17 protein-coding genes are annotated in these 14,158 nt (G+C 40.3%); 13 read left to right on the plus strand and 4 right to left on the minus strand.

The genetic code is table 11. The annotated features are described in order from the left end of the window. Positions 1–34 precede the first annotated feature (34 nt). Entirely contained in the window at positions 35–763 is a 729-nt protein-coding gene (locus AC25CA_RS01790) for a protease inhibitor I42 family protein (protein WP_486815330.1), read from the minus strand. A gap of 192 nt (positions 764–955) precedes the next feature. Between AC25CA_RS01790 and AC25CA_RS01795 the strand changes: the two genes are divergently transcribed. The 4 genes from AC25CA_RS01795 (at position 956) to AC25CA_RS01810 (ending at position 3,726) form a co-directional block, all read left to right on the plus strand. Continuing rightward, a complete protein-coding gene (locus AC25CA_RS01795) occupies positions 956–1,372 on the plus strand; it encodes a DUF1801 domain-containing protein (protein ID WP_486815331.1) in 417 nt (138 codons plus the stop codon). After that, positions 1,373–1,999, plus strand: a complete 627-nt coding sequence (locus AC25CA_RS01800) for a class I SAM-dependent methyltransferase (RefSeq protein ID WP_486815332.1) — start codon at positions 1,373–1,375, stop codon at positions 1,997–1,999. 30 nt (positions 2,000–2,029) lie between these two features. Next, positions 2,030–2,938: a GGDEF domain-containing protein gene (locus AC25CA_RS01805; RefSeq protein WP_486815333.1), complete on the plus strand. Its 909-nt coding sequence runs from the start codon at positions 2,030–2,032 to the stop codon at positions 2,936–2,938. A 302-nt stretch (positions 2,939–3,240) separates the two neighbouring features. Then, the gene (locus AC25CA_RS01810; RefSeq protein ID WP_486815334.1) at positions 3,241–3,726 is read left to right on the plus strand and encodes a flavodoxin family protein; all 486 of its coding nucleotides are present in this window, start codon (positions 3,241–3,243) and stop codon (positions 3,724–3,726) included. Between the two features lie 31 nt (positions 3,727–3,757). On the opposite strand, the gene AC25CA_RS01815 is transcribed toward AC25CA_RS01810, so the two are convergent. Then, positions 3,758–4,288 (minus strand): YkvA family protein, encoded by a 531-nt coding sequence (locus AC25CA_RS01815; protein ID WP_486815335.1) that lies wholly within the window; start codon positions 4,286–4,288, stop codon positions 3,758–3,760. Positions 4,289–4,444: 156 nt separating this feature from the next. Next, a complete protein-coding gene (locus AC25CA_RS01820; protein WP_486815336.1) occupies positions 4,445–5,209 on the minus strand; it encodes a GntR family transcriptional regulator in 765 nt (254 codons plus the stop codon). 358 nt (positions 5,210–5,567) lie between these two features. Here AC25CA_RS01820 and AC25CA_RS01825 point away from each other — a divergent pair, with 358 nt between their 5' ends. The 6 genes from AC25CA_RS01825 (at position 5,568) to AC25CA_RS01850 (ending at position 11,264) form a co-directional block, all read left to right on the plus strand. Further along, the gene (locus tag AC25CA_RS01825; RefSeq protein WP_486815337.1) at positions 5,568–6,413 is read left to right on the plus strand and encodes a PfkB family carbohydrate kinase; all 846 of its coding nucleotides are present in this window, start codon (positions 5,568–5,570) and stop codon (positions 6,411–6,413) included. Positions 6,414–6,460: 47 nt separating this feature from the next. Beyond that, positions 6,461–7,789 (plus strand): ABC transporter substrate-binding protein, encoded by a 1,329-nt coding sequence (locus AC25CA_RS01830; protein ID WP_486815338.1) that lies wholly within the window; start codon positions 6,461–6,463, stop codon positions 7,787–7,789. 1 nt (position 7,790) lies between these two features. Further along, the gene (locus AC25CA_RS01835; protein ID WP_486815339.1) at positions 7,791–8,666 is read left to right on the plus strand and encodes a carbohydrate ABC transporter permease; all 876 of its coding nucleotides are present in this window, start codon (positions 7,791–7,793) and stop codon (positions 8,664–8,666) included. Positions 8,667–8,675: 9 nt separating this feature from the next. After that, positions 8,676–9,500: a carbohydrate ABC transporter permease gene (locus AC25CA_RS01840; RefSeq protein ID WP_486815340.1), complete on the plus strand. Its 825-nt coding sequence runs from the start codon at positions 8,676–8,678 to the stop codon at positions 9,498–9,500. 15 nt (positions 9,501–9,515) lie between these two features. Continuing rightward, the gene (locus tag AC25CA_RS01845) at positions 9,516–10,526 is read left to right on the plus strand and encodes an SIS domain-containing protein (protein WP_486815341.1); all 1,011 of its coding nucleotides are present in this window, start codon (positions 9,516–9,518) and stop codon (positions 10,524–10,526) included. A 90-nt stretch (positions 10,527–10,616) separates the two neighbouring features. After that, on the plus strand, positions 10,617–11,264 hold the full coding sequence (locus tag AC25CA_RS01850) for a YczE/YyaS/YitT family protein (RefSeq protein ID WP_486815342.1): 648 nt from the start codon (positions 10,617–10,619) through the stop codon (positions 11,262–11,264). A 73-nt stretch (positions 11,265–11,337) separates the two neighbouring features. On the opposite strand, the gene AC25CA_RS01855 is transcribed toward AC25CA_RS01850, so the two are convergent. Next, positions 11,338–11,778 carry an Lrp/AsnC family transcriptional regulator gene (locus tag AC25CA_RS01855; protein WP_486815343.1) on the minus strand — a complete coding sequence of 147 codons (441 nt, stop codon included), beginning with the start codon at positions 11,776–11,778 and terminating at the stop codon, positions 11,338–11,340. Positions 11,779–12,049: 271 nt separating this feature from the next. Here AC25CA_RS01855 and AC25CA_RS01860 point away from each other — a divergent pair, with 271 nt between their 5' ends. The 3 genes from AC25CA_RS01860 to AC25CA_RS01870 are packed head-to-tail and all read left to right on the plus strand — an operon-like array spanning position 12,050 to position 14,151. Beyond that, complete coding sequence (locus tag AC25CA_RS01860; RefSeq protein ID WP_486815344.1) at positions 12,050–13,432, plus strand: pyruvate carboxylase subunit B; 1,383 nt, start codon at positions 12,050–12,052, stop codon at positions 13,430–13,432. A gap of 23 nt (positions 13,433–13,455) precedes the next feature. Next, the gene (locus AC25CA_RS01865) at positions 13,456–13,746 is read left to right on the plus strand and encodes an OadG family protein (protein WP_486815345.1); all 291 of its coding nucleotides are present in this window, start codon (positions 13,456–13,458) and stop codon (positions 13,744–13,746) included. A gap of 36 nt (positions 13,747–13,782) precedes the next feature. Further along, complete coding sequence (locus tag AC25CA_RS01870) at positions 13,783–14,151, plus strand: acyl-CoA carboxylase biotin carboxyl carrier protein subunit (protein WP_486815346.1); 369 nt, start codon at positions 13,783–13,785, stop codon at positions 14,149–14,151. Positions 14,152–14,158 lie beyond the last annotated feature (7 nt).

Below are 14,158 nucleotides of genomic sequence, written 5' to 3' on the forward strand. Positions count from 1 at the left end.
CGGGGGAACTCGTGATCCTTTAATACAGTAGTCCTTATTTAGTAATTTCGATCTCTATGGTATAGGTATGGGCAATTTCGCCACTCGGTTCAATGGTTTTGCATATGATTTCATAAAGTCCCACAGATTCACTCCTGAATTGTAGCAGTCTAGTAGACCCGACACCGACTAAGCTTGAAGATTTTCCTTGGTTGACATAGCCATCACTTAGCAAGATAAGGGTATCCGGATAGGAGACTTCCGTGATATAGCCCGTGGTGGGATTTACATGTAAGACGACCTCGAATGTTTGTCCGATAGAAATGCTTTGAATGGCATTTTCGATGGTGAAACGAACGACATGGGATGGTAATGGAATAACTTTTCCTTCTTCGACGGGTTCTAAAATAGGGAGTTGTGATTCTTCTGTGGCAATGATTTCTGTTGCCCAAATTTGCATGGGATAACTTTCGGCAATGCGTCCGTCATAACGGACATGGAGAACCATGCCGGGTTCAATAATCATGGGTGCATTGAAATTTTCAGGCAAGTGGACAACAACATCTCCCACGATGCCTTCGATCCCATTGGTAAGTATGCTTCCTTCGTTGATCTCGAGTATGGTTCCTTTGTAAATGGCTTCTTGTTGGGGGCCAGGTTCAGTCGGCGATGTTTCCGTTGGTGCTGGTTCTATGTACCTTTCATTGGTGACTCTTGTGAAAGCAAAGAACGAGATGCCAAAAATCACGATCACAATAAGCCCGATAATAGCTAGTTTATTCATGGTATTCATCCTTTCAAGTACTCCATACCCAATTTACTTGATTCTGGATCTCTTCAAATTGATTATTTAATGGACGTATTCCTTTTTTGTATTGTCATTCTAGTGAGCTAGACTGACAATACAAAAAAAGGATTCAACATGCTAAGGGGATATTTGATAAAATAAAAGAAAAAGGTAAGGGGGAGAGAAAAAATGGCAGAATTGAAAACAAAAATGAACGATGGGAGCGTAGAGGATTTTCTAAATCAAGTGGAACCGGTGAGTAAGAGAGAAGATAGTTATCGGATCTTAAAGATGATGGAAGAGATCTCAGGTGCAAAACCGAAGATGTGGGGCAGCAGCATCATCGGATTTGGTCAAACTCATTATAAATATGCCAGCGGCCGAGAAGGTGATTGGTTTCAAATTGGATTCTCGCCGAGAAAGCAAAACTTGACCCTTTATGTGATGACGGGATATGACAAGTATGAAGAATTGTTGGCAAAGTTGGGAAAATATAAGACGGGAGTTTCTTGTCTTTATCTCAAGCATTTGGATGACGTAGATGAAAAGGTGTTGCGCGAGATGCTGAAACGGACTGTTGATTATTTTATCAATAAGGAGAGTTGAATGAAACCCATATTTTGGCAAAGTCAGTTGACGACATTTTTATTGTATTGTAATGGAACGGAGTTGGAAAAGAAAATTTTGGATTGCGGTGCAGGGGGAAGACGACCACCTCTGGCGATCTTTAAGGATCAGGGGTACGAGACGATGGGATTGGAAATATCCGATCAATCCTTGGAACGAGCGAGTGCGTTTGAATCGGAGTTTGGATATGATTTAAATATTCGAAAAGGTGATTTACGTGAGATTCCGTTGAAGGATGAATCGATGAGTTTTCTTTATACCTATAATACAATCTTTCATTTGCCCAAGGCTGAGATCAAGCTGGCGCTACATGAATTCAATCGTGTCATGAAGCCTGGTGGACTCTGCTTTATCAATCTTCTTACAACAGAAGACCACGGGTTTGGCCAGGGGAAAGAGGTAGGTCCAGGCGAGTTTCTTCAGGAAGAAATGGGAGAACAGGTTCTCCATTGCTATCACGAGAAGACTGAAGCGGAAGCGTATTTTACCGAGGCGGGATTTGATGTGATATACAAGGAAATTAGAAAGCGAATCGGCCCGAGTCGAGCTGGTGGTAAGATCACATTGGGATATGTGGACTATATTGTGGAGAAGATCAAGAAATAATCGATGAATGTGGATAAGGACGGGTGAAAAATGAAAGATACACTTTATAAGCAAATGCTTGAAAACATGTATGAAGGCGTATATTTTGTGGATGCAGATCGCACCATAACCTTTTGGAACAAGGGTGCTGAAAGAATTAGCGGGTATCGAGCCAATGAAATGCTAGGAAAAAGTTGTTTCGATAATATTTTGAACCACGTGAATAACCAAGGGTGTCAGCTTTGCTTAAAGGGTTGTCCGCTACAAAAGACCATTGATGATGGTGTCATGCGTGAATCACCGGTATATTTACATCATAAGGATGGACATCGGGTTCCTGTTTCGATTCGAACGATTCCCTTGTTCGAAGGCAAAGATGTGATTGGGGCCGTTGAGGTATTTACTGATGAGACCGAGCAATTTGACCGTCTCAAAGATCTTCAAGAACTTAGGACGCTGGCGCTAAAAGATCAATTGACTGAACTGCCTAATCGTCGATATTTGAATAATTTCTTAGCGGAACGCTGGCGTGATTATGAAAAGCTGGAGATTCCTTTTGGAATCATATTTATGGATATCGATCATTTCAAAAAAGTTAATGATAGCTATGGTCATGAGGTTGGTGACCAAGTGTTGAAGATGGTGGGTAAAAGTACAAGGGCTGCATTGCGAAGAGGTGATCTTGTCGGTCGATGGGGCGGGGAGGAATTCATTATTGTGATCTCCACAGGGGATGCCGAGGCGTTGAAAATTGTTGCTGAAAAAATACGGATGCTAATTGAACAGTCGACTTTTAGCCATAATGGGAAGGCGATCTCCGTAACGGTTTCTTTGGGGGCAACTTTGCCGTTTCTTCAAGATGACTTGGAAAAAATGATCAAACGGTCGGACGCGAAGATGTATGAGAGCAAAAATAATGGTCGCAATCAAGTGAAAATTGCAAGAGAAACCGCCTACTGAATTGAGTAGGCGGTTTTATAAAATTTGTATAGAAGTGAAAGGATTCTTTTGTTTCGGGTGGCTGATGCTTATCATTATCCGCTCTATAGTTATTTGGACGAAAACGGACAAGACGACTAGGTGTCTCTTATAAGAACACCCGATTGAATGAGTATGATTTTTAATGAAAGATCGGATAAAAAGCTGTCAAGGACCTGAACTATCAAGGGGGATCGAACAATTTTACTATTATACAATTGAAAAAAGACCTTTTTGGGGTAAGGATACAATGAGATTATAAGATATATGAAAGAAGGGTTGAGATGAACGTGCTGGTTGTGTATGATTCATATTTTGGAAATACCGAGGATATAGCGATCGCCATCGGCAATGCATTAAAAGAATATATGAGTATAGATATCAAACGGGTTTCAAAGCTAGATCCAAAGTATGTGAAGGGAATTGATTTTATGGTTGTTGGTTCCCCCACAAGAGCTTTTCAAGCGACACGAAAAATAAAAGAATTTTTGAAGGGGATCTCGAAAGAGGAATATGCCCATATGAAGGTGATCGCCTTCGATACGAGAGTGGCTATGGAGGATACCGATTCGAAAATGCTGAATCGAATGGTGAAGACTTTTGGGTATGCCGCTAAGCCCATGGGTGAAATTATGAAAAAACGAGGTGCTAAACTTCTTTTAGACCCAATAGGTTTTTATGTGAAGGACACGGAAGGACCATTAAAGGCGGGCGAAAAAGAACGGGCAGCGGCCTGGGTAAAAGAAGCGTTACAAAGAGAGCTTACATAAAAAAAGCGATGCAAATTCTGCATCGCTTTTTTTATGACTTCTTTTTTAATTTTCCGGAAAAAGGGAAGTAAACTTTTTTAATCCATCCAAGAATCTGATCCCCTTGGCCGAGGATTCGTTGAATCAGTAGCAGAATATCCTCACTGCCGTGCCAATATTTTCGAAGAAGTTGAGGGTCAACTTGGTTTAATATACCGTGCAGGGTCCAGATGACAACATAAATATCATCTAAGTATCCTATTGCTCCAGAAAAATCGGGTACTAAGTCTAGCGGAGAGAAAAAATACAAAAGGGCGTAAACGACCTTGCGTTTTTGCTTAAGTGGCACGCCTTTTTCAAGACTGAGTCGCCAGATTAAATAGAAAAGGTCTGGAGCCAGCAGAAGAGTGTCTGAGAATTTTTCGGGGATCTTTCCCTTTTCCAGCCAACCCGTAAAATTACCTCGAAGTTTGGCATAGTATTGCTCTCCTTTTGTTTCTTGTTCTGGTGTGCCCAGTTCGTGCAGGTAAGGTTCGATTTCGTTCTTCAGGGATTGGTCTTGTAGAAAATCTTTCGGATCCATGGCAACCTCCAATTTGAAAATTGTTACCCCGTCAATGGCAAGCTAAGCACTTCTGATTCTAGTGAGAGAAAAAGTTCATTATTTAGCAATAAGAATGCAAGGATCTGTGGAGGATGTTAAAGCCACGGGTCCTTGCATCGATTTTAGATTTCAATACTATTTATTCGTGGATGATTCCGGCTGATTAAAGGTGTAGTCGATGGTGTCTTTGAGTTCCAACTCGTAGAAGAACGTGGTTCGGTCGATGGGATTATAAGAAATTAAATATTCCATGGGAATCTTTTGTGCATCGTATGCAACGCTGTTCAGAACGAAAATTGGATCGTGTTCTTTTAACTGCATGTGCTTTGCTATAAAAGAATCGCAAAAAGTCACAGCGATAAGCCGTTCTGCTGTAGTGACTTTGGTTTTATAGTCATCTTTCATGGTTCCAAAAAGAGAGTTGGTTGAAAAGTCAATCTTATTAATGCCTGGAAAGCGATTCAGTGGAATGTGGGTTATTTCTATTGCGTAAGGCTTGCCGGCTGCACATCTCAATCGCGTTAAAATAAAAATTGGATCACCGATCTTTATTTTTAGTTTATTAGCCAGAAAACGATTGGCATCTACCAGTTCCTTTTTTAACTCAAAAGAAATAACATCGGTGAGTCCTTGATCACGTAGAGCATCTCCAAATCCGCTTAATTCAGCATTTCGGATCAATTTTTTGCTACGGACAAAGGCTCCCTTTCTTGCAATCCGCTCAACGACACCTTCTTTTTCTAGTTGATCAATGGCTTTTCTTGCTGTCATTCTACTCACGCTAAATTCTATGCTTAAGACTCTTTCGGAGGGCAGGCTTTCATTTTCTGCATACTTGCCTTCGTTGATCTGTTTGATAAGTTGATCTTTTATATCGAGATAAGCTGCTTTTGTTGCCATATGAATCCCTCCTATTTATCTATTACTTTATTCTTAGTTTATACTCATTGTCAAAAAATAAAAAAACCATGGAAACTGGTAAAAAAATTTAGTAAGTAGTGCTAACCGTTTGCATTCGCATATTTATGGGATTTGAAAGAACTACAAGTAATTGACAAACTATAAACAATAAATTTAATTTTCAGAAAACGTTGACAAAAGCTAAGAACGCTTCTATAATGAAATCAGCTGGTATATACCAAGAAAACGTTGATATATAAGTGCTTGTCTATATTATATCATGGAAAGCACATTTGGTATAGTCCAGTAGTTTTATTCAAAACTAAAGGCAATTTATCATCAGAGAGGAGCAATATTCGTGAGAGTAATCGGAGTTGGCGATAATGTTGTAGATAAGTATCATCATTTTAAAACCATGTTTCCAGGTGGAAATGCATTGAACTTTGCGGTCTACGCAAGAATGCTGGAAATTGACGCATCTTATTGCGGTGTATTTGGGAATGATGAGGTTGGTGATCACATCAAATCGGTCATGAATGAATTGGACATCGATATTTCTTCTTGCCTAACAAGAAGAGGGGAAAATGGATATGCCGAAGTGAATTTGGTGGATGGTGATCGAGTCTTCTTCGGGGGAAACAAAGGCGGCGTATCGAAGAATGAGCCACTGATATTTACCGAAGAATTGGTTGAATATATAAATGAATTTGAAATTATACATAGCAGCTGCTATAGCTATTTGGAAGAAGAGATCAAGAAGCTGAAAGAACGAAAGGGAATATTGACATTCGATTTTTCAAATCGAATTGAATCGGACTATTTGGAAAAGGTTTGCCCATATGTTGATGTCGCATTTTTTTCAGCAGGTGATCTTGAAACGATGGACGAGATTGATGCCTTGCTTAAGCAGGGAAGTAAACTGGGTTGTTCGCTTACCATAGCTTCTATGGGAACACGGGGACAGCGCGTTTATGACGGCAAAACATTTTACTCGGGAAAAGTAAAATTAGTGGAACCGGTGGATACTTTGGGTGCGGGAGATTCATTCTTTACGCAGTTTATCGTATCAATCGTTGAACAAGGATGGAGAAGGGGGGAAGGAGTAAAGAAAGAAGTTGTGGAAACTGCCTTTGACTTGGCTGCCGATTTTTCTGCCAAGACATGCATGGTGTATGGTGCATTTGGCCATGGTGCAAAGTTTTGATGTCAAAAGGGGACGACAAGGAAGAATAAGAAAAAGAGGAGGAAGTAATGAAAAGAAAAGGTATTGTATTGTTAGTTGTGATCATGGTATTAAGTCTTTTTTTAGCAGCGTGTGCGAGTTCAGAACCGGAAGCGACTCAACCAACGGCTGGAACGACTGAACCAGCAGAACCTACAGCTGAGGACCCTATTACGATCAAGTTTTTACATAGGTGGCCAGATGAGCTGTATGACGGATTCTTTAATGAAATGGCGCGTGAATATGAAGCGGCCAATCCTGGTATCATCGTTGATGTACAAGCGATCGCAAATGATCCATTTAAAGAGAAAATCAAAGTGGTTCTTGGTACTGACGAAGCACCGGATGTTTTCTTTACTTGGCCAGGCGAGTTCACCAATCGTTTTATCCGTGCAGGAAAGGTTATGGATTTAACGGATGTGATGATGAAAGACAACTATGTTGATAACTATGTTGCCTCTCAAATCGAACCATTTGTTGTGGATGGAAAGTATTATGGTGCGCCAGTGCGTGTGGATGGAAAAATCTTTGTTTACAACAAAGAACTATTCGCTCAAGCCGGTGTTGAAGTACCAGAAACTTGGGAAGAGTTTGTAACAGTTTGTGAGCAGTTGGATGCAGCGGGCATCGTTCCGATCGCATTCGGAAACCAAGCTCCTTGGGCAGTTTCTCACTATATTGGCACCTTGAATCAAAAGATTGTTGGAGAACCGATTCACGCAGCATATGATCCAGCAGTTGGCGATTTTTCAGATCCGGGTTTTGTAACAGCCTTGGAAGAATTCTCAAGAATCGTACCTTATTTTAACAAAAACACCAATGCAATTAAACATTCAGAAGCACGAGAAAATTGGATGGCGTCGAAAGCGGCTATGATGTATATCGAAATCGTTGAGATTCCTGAAATCGAACGAAATGGTTCTGAAGAAATAAAAGCCAACTACGGCGTATTTGAATTCCCTATTTACGAAGGCGGAAACGGCGACCAAACTTTATTAACTGGTTACCCAGAAGGATTTGTTGTTTCAAATACAACCAAGCATCCTGAAGAAGCCGTTGCATTCTTCAAGTACATCACAGGCAAAGAGGTTGGCTTGAAAGAAGCACAGGCAGTTGGTTGGTTGAACGGTGCCACAGGTATTGCGCAAAAAGGCGAAATTCCTGATTCACTTTATGAAAATACACAAATCATTTACAATGCAGGCGGTTTAGTTAACTGGTTAGACTCTGGCATGCACGCCAAGGTTACCAATGAGTACTTGACTGATCTACAAATGTTGATTGATGGATTGTTAACACCGCAAGAAGTAATTGATAACGTCCAGGATGTCGCAACTGAAGTTACATCTGAATTCTAATATGAAATTCGGGAAAAAGAATTATTGGCTGTATATTCTGCCGGCAATTCTCCTGATTGGAACTTTCGTGTATGTGCCCATTATCCAAAACTTCTATTTCAGCTTATTTAAGATGAATAGTTATACGGATGAAAAGATCTTTGTTGGGCTAGCACATTATGTACGTATCTTCAAGGATGATGTATTTTACACATCCTTGAAGAACAACATAACATACGCAATTATTTCAGTCATTTGTCAGGTCGGATTAGGAACAATGTTGGCAATGTTAATCGAGAGCAAGCTTACTGGACGATTGCGAAACTTCTACCGAAACGTATTATTCATGCCATCATTGATATCTGTTACAGCAGTTGGTTTACTCTGGTACTTTATTTACAACCCCAATGTGGGGATGTTGAATGCACTTTTAACAAAAATTGGGATGGAAAATTTGACCCATGCATGGCTTGCTGAACCGAATATTGCAATCTATTCAATCATTGCAATGAGTCAGTGGCAGTATACAGGATACATTATGGTGCTGATTCTAGTAGCCATTCAAAAAATCCCTGCAGAGCTTTTTGAAGCTGCAGAGATTGATGGAGCAAATGGGATTCAAAGATCCTTATTTGTCACCATTCCTAATATCAAAGAGATGCTTTTGGTTACTTCGGTTATTACAGTAATTGGCGCGTTTAAGCTTTTTACCGAAATCTATGTTATGACCATGGGCGGACCATATAACACAACACAGGTACTGGGCACTTACTTGTACCAATCGGCATTCATGTTTGACGAGATGGGCTATGCCTCAGCAATTGCGGTTATCATTTTTATGATTACCTTTACGGCATCCATTATTCAGATTCGAATGGCGAAAAGCGGAAAGGGTTAAGGTGATGAGATGAAGAAAAATACGACACTGAAGATCTTGATCAATCTATTTTTTCTCGTTCTTGTTGCTATGATTATTTACCCGATGTTTTGGTTGATATTGAATTCATTAAAGAGCAATGCGGAACTCTATGACAACTCCTTGGCATTTCCTATTAAAGCCTTGTGGGGAAATTACAAGCGAGCCTGGGATGTGGGTTTATCAACTTACTTCTTTAACAGTATTTTGGTTTCAAGTATTACGATTGCAGCGACCGTCTTTTTAGGTGCAGCTTGCGCCTATGGTTTGGTACGCAGCAAGTCGAAGTATAAAGATATGATATTCTTTATGATTTTGGGTGGACTCTTGCTGTCGCCTCAAGTAGCGCTGATCTCGCTGTATAAATTGCTCGCTGCCTTTAACATGTACAATACACGTTGGGCATTGATCATTCCTTATATTGCATTCCGATTGCCGTTTGCCATATTCTTGATGCGATCTTATTTCTTGAGTTTTCCGATTGAGCTAGAGGAAGCGGCATATATCGACGGATATAGCACCTTCCAAACCTTTATTAAAATTGTTTTACCGATCAGTCGACCGATTCTTTCGTCGACAGCGATCATGACAGCGATCTTTGTTTGGAATGAATTCTTATTTGCTTTGGTATTCTTAGAGGACAAAGCAAAGATGACCGTTCCGATTGGTTTATCGAACTTTAAAGATGCACTTTCTACAGATTGGACAGTAATGTTGGCGGGGATTGTAATCTCCTCCATACCAATGCTTATTTTATATCTGCTTATGCAGAAAAACTTTATTAAGGCGCTGGCGGCCGGCAGTGTCAAGGGATAACAGGAGGAAACAGGTATGTTAGATGCAAAGAATGGGGCGTATAAAGAAACGCTTCAAAAAGGATTGGACCAGCACGAGGAACTAAACAAAGTGGTTGACGCGATTTGCGAAAAGGGGATCAACAAAGTCTTTTTGATTGGATGTGGAGGATCATTGTCGGTTATGTATCCGAGCCAACATATTCTTGACACTCGTTCGACAATCCCTGCATATGCGTACAATAGTAGTGAATTCTTGAATATGGGTCACAAAAAATTTGATGAGAAATCTTTAGTGATTGTTTCTTCTTACACAGGTTCTACCAAAGAAACGGTAGCAGTAGCTAAGATGGCAAAAGCAGCTGGTGCACCAACAATCGCTTTTATGGGTAAATTGGGAACACCATTGGCAGATGCCGCAGATTATGCCTTTGCAAATGATGCAGTGGTTGGCGTTACAGATTCAAAATTGATTATGCTGTATCAAGTTGTTTTCCGCATAATGAAGAATTTTGGTCAATGTGATGATTACGATGCGATCATGGCTGCCATGAAAACTCTCCCAGAGAATATTGTAAATGTACGAGAAAAATTTGAACCGATTGCAGAAAAATTTGCCATCGACAACAAAGAGACAGACTATTACATGGTTATTAGCGCAGGTTTGACCTGGTTTACTGCATACTCTCATGCAATGTGTATTTTGGAAGAGATGCAATGGATCAATGCACGTTCGGTACCAGCAGGAGAGTTCTTCCACGGCTCTTTCGAGATTGTGACGGACAAGACACATGTTCTTCTTTACAGAGGAGAAGATGAATCGAGACCTCTTGGAGAACGCGCACAAACTTTCTTAGAAAAATATAACAGCAATACCTTCATCATTGACACCAAAGATTATGAATTGCCAGGTGTCCCTGAAGAATTAAGAGGCTTAATGAGTCCTTATGTGATCATGGCTTGCCAAGAACGCATGAACAAACATTTGGAAGATAAGCGAAACCATTCACTAGCGATCCGCCGATATATGGGAGTTGTTCCTTACTAAGACGTCCTCTTAGTATATATTATACGCAAAAAAGAGAAGGCGGCTGGCCTTCTCTTTTTTGCGCAACAAATGAAAGCATGAGGTAGTTCTATGAATCAATATACGCGTCGATTATTCAAATTGAATTCTGGATTATTTTTTGTCGCCTTAGGCATAGCCATGACCATAAAAGCTCATATTGGATATGGCCCATGGGAGGTATTTCATGCAGGTCTCGCCCAGACATTCAACATATCGATGGGTCTGGCTTCTATTTTGGACGGCCTGTTCATCGGTGTTATTATTGTTCTTGCAGGTGAACGGATTGGCATAGGTACTGTTCTTAACATGGTGATGATTGGTCTTTGGATTGATTTGATCATGCCCCTTCTTAAAGAGCAACAAACCTTCAGGGACGGATTCATCTTTCTGGCAATGGGTCTCTTTGTCATCTCCTATGGGCTTTACTTTTACATGAGTGCGGGTCTTGGAGCCGGTCCCTGCGACAGTCTGATGGTTGCAATAACCAGACGTACCAAACGCTCCATAGGAAGCTGTAGAGGCAGTATGGAAGTGCTGGTAGTGGTTCTTGGTTGGTCCCTGGGTGGAATGATTGGTCCGGGTACGGTGATTTCTGCAATTGGCCTGGGATTTTGTATCCAGACTACATTCAAGCTCCTCAAGTTCGACGCCGTAGAAATCAGGCATGAGACCATTAAGGATACCTATAGGCTAATAAAAATAAATAAACCAAGGTAAAACAAGACCCCACCAGAATAAATCTGGTGGGGTCTTGTGGTTCTGTCGAAAAGTCTAATTTAATTTGTTTTTCTCAGTCAAGGTTGAAATCAAAGAGGTTTCTCTTCAAAGGAGTAGAGAGAATGATTGAAGTATTGGTTTCGCCAAATTCTTGAATCTGATTGATTAACGTTTCAAGATCTTTGGCATTCCTGAAATGGCACTTGAGTACCATGCAATATTGACCGGTCACATGATAACAGTCTACGACATTTTTGCTTGCCTTAATTAATTCGTAGAACTTTTGATGGTGTCTTGCTCTCATAGAAACGTTGATTAATGCCGAATAAGTGATATCAAGTTTGCTTGGATCCACTTCAGTCGTGTATTTGGTGATGATTCCGCAAGATTCCATTCTTTTAATTCTCTCGCTGATACTAGGGGAGGATAGGTTGATCTTGTCTCCTATTGCCTTCAATGAAATGCGAGAATTTTCCTGTAAAGCTTCTAGAATTTTTGCATCGATTATGTCCATAATTAACCTCCTTAGAATATATGGCAATTATATCATGAAATGGTGTTATAGATAATGATATTAGGTTATAAATACTCTTTGACTAATAATCTATGGAATTATTCTAATTATATTTACATATAAAGGTCGAAATGCTAATATCATATAAAAGAAGGAAATAATTATTTTATACCACTGTTAATAACACTAATCATATTTAATAGTTATAATAAGAGGCTATTATGAACATACACCTAATAATAGCAATTATGGAATAGTCATGGAGGACGTCATGTTTAAATTTACTGAAACAGCTCTTCGGGATGGTCATCAAAGTTTAATAGCAACCAGGATGACCACGGAAGAAATCCTTCCTGCAGTTGAGATCATGGACCAGGTAGGATACCATGCCATGGAAGTGTGGGGCGGGGCTACCTTTGATGTGTGTTTAAGATATCTAAATGAGAATCCATGGGAACGACTTAGAGAAATAAGGAAGCGTGCCAAAAATACGAAACTGCAGATGCTTTTGAGAGGACAGAATCTACTTGGATACAAGCATTACCCCAACGATATTGTAGATCGCTTTATCTGCAAATCCATAGAAAACGGCATAGATATCATCAGAGTATTTGATGCCCTCAACGACACGCGAAATCTAAAGAAATCCTTTGAAGTCATTGCTAGAGAAGGTGGACATTGCCAAGGGGCTATTTCCTATACAACAAGCCAAGTGCATACATTGGACTACTACTTAAAGCTTGCCAAGGAAATGGAACAAATGGGTGCTGATTCAATCTGTATCAAGGATATGGCGGGAATTCTTACACCACAGAATGCATCCCTGTTGATATCAAATCTAAAGAAGACCGTTGCAATTCCACTTGAGCTGCATTCTCATTGCACAAGTGGAATTGCTGACCTGACTTATGCAAAAGCTATTGAAGCCGGTATCGACATAATCGATACAGCGGTATCGGCATTTTCGGGTGGTACTTCTCAACCTACAACGGAAGTCTACAATTCGATTTATGAGGACTCACTGGGGAAACATGCATTGAACAAAGATGCATTGGTTGAAGCAGCTGAATATCTGAACAGTGTAAAGAGGAAACATATTGAGCAAGGCAACTTTAATAGAAGAGTGATGGATGTAAATCCTAGAATTCTTGACTACCAGGTGCCTGGAGGTATGCTTTCCAATCTGATGGCACAATTGGACCAGCAAGGCATGGCTGACAGATACGAGGAAGTGCTAAAAGAAATTCCAAAAGTAAGAGCGGACTTGGGTTATCCGCCTCTCGTTACACCCCTGAGCCAAATGGTTGGAACACAAGCTGTTTTTAATGTGATGACAGGAGAGCCATACAAGATTTCTCCAAAGGAAATCAAGCTCTATGTTCAAGGATATTACGGCAGACCGCCAGCAGAAATTCAAAATGAAATCAGGCAGACGATTATTGGAGACAGGCCGGTGATTGACCAATGCCCTGCCGATCTGCTTGATGATGGATATACGGAAGTGAAAAAGGCAGTGGCAGAACTCACAGACGATGAGGAGATGATTCTTGCCTATGCCATATTTCCTGAAAATACGAAAACCTATCTTGAGGCTCAAGAGTCACAAAAAGAGAAAGCGTCAATCGAGTATGATCTTGAAATGGTATTTGGATGAAATTTGAGGAGGGGGGTTAAGGCATGAGTAAAGTCACAGAGGCCATTATGATATCAGCCATAAGCATCGGTGTTGTTTTTGTTTCCTTATTTGCCATCATGTTGGTCTTGGACATGTTTGGCATCATCTCCAAGTCGATTGGCAGAATAAAAAAGAAAAACGATCAGTCGACTGCCATTCAGCCAACCACGGAGATTGATCCGGAAACGATGAGTGAAACAGAAGCCATTATTGCCATGGCAGTTTCAATTATTGCTTCAGAGATTGAAGAGGGAAAGACAGCCAAAGTCGTGTCCTTTAAAAAAGTCGCTTAATAAACAATGGAATAAGGTGAATAGTGAAGGTGGAGAATGAAAACATATCGAGTGAAATATAAGGAAAATATCTATGAGCTTGGAATTGAACTGATCTCAGAAACTCAAGCTGCAGAAGAGAAAATTGAACAGCTTACAGAAGCGAAAACGCAAGCAACAAGTAATGTACCGTCATCAAAAGAGAGTGAGCAATTGCTGGCACCATTGCCTGGGAAGATTTTTGATGTGATGGTAAGTACGGGAGCCAAAGTGAAAAAAGGCGACCTCTTGTTAATTATTGAAGCAATGAAACTGGAAAATGAAATTTTTGCACCAAGGGATGGAGTGATTAAAAAATTAAACAAGAATAAAGGGGAATCTGTAGCATCAGGTGAATCATTGCTTGAATTTGCTTATGGATGTTAGGTGAAAG

The organism is Gottschalkiaceae bacterium SANA (assembly GCA_036323355.1).
GTDB lineage: Bacteria > Bacillota > Clostridia > Tissierellales > GPF-1 > GPF-1.